The 563-nt window shown below is 52.8% G+C and carries 1 protein-coding gene; it reads right to left on the bottom strand.

What is annotated here, in order from left to right:
* The coding region (locus CG51_RS20500) for a hypothetical protein (protein WP_169742259.1) at window positions 1-563 on the bottom strand (563 nt) is incomplete at both ends.

Genomic DNA, 563 nt, shown 5'->3' with positions numbered 1-563 from the left:
ATGAGCGGGGCCGCGGCAGGAAGGGGGACAGGAGATGGATTTGGCTCCAGAATGGTCTTCACAAACGTTCCATCCGCCGCCTCACTCGGATCGTCGTATGGGAGTCCAGTTGAGGGATCTAGAATATCAAATACCCACTCACAATCGCAGCGATTTCCGAAAGTTGCGTCAAGAGACCCCCCGGTTATAAAAGAACCGTACCAAGCGGTTGGATTGGATTCTTCGTCGAAGATGACTGTAAATTCGTCAGACGGCACAACGGCATATTGGTCAGGAAAGCCACCAGCTTCCACTCCAATCTCTTCAAGTAAAATTGACGGATAGGGGGGGCTCCCTTCCTTGACGTAATCAGTACGGGGGCTCGTGACGCTGACTTTCGCCACATTTCCCGAAAACCCTGTTGCTGAAAATCTAAGGGTTGCTCCTGATATCGTGCCGCCGGGGAAAAGAGATTCATCGACGATGAGATGCCCGCTGCCTCTCGAGAGGAAGCCGTGAAACGCAGGATCCAAGACGATTTCTGCCCAAGTAAAATCGTAGCGGATAATCGCCGCCTCAGCCTG

Origin of the sequence: Haematobacter missouriensis, assembly GCF_000740775.1 — a bacterium.
In the GTDB taxonomy this organism is placed as follows: Bacteria; Pseudomonadota; Alphaproteobacteria; order Rhodobacterales; family Rhodobacteraceae; genus Haematobacter; species Haematobacter missouriensis.
Note: the sequence above shows the minus strand (reverse complement) of the source record. Positions and strands in the feature narration are given on the sequence as shown.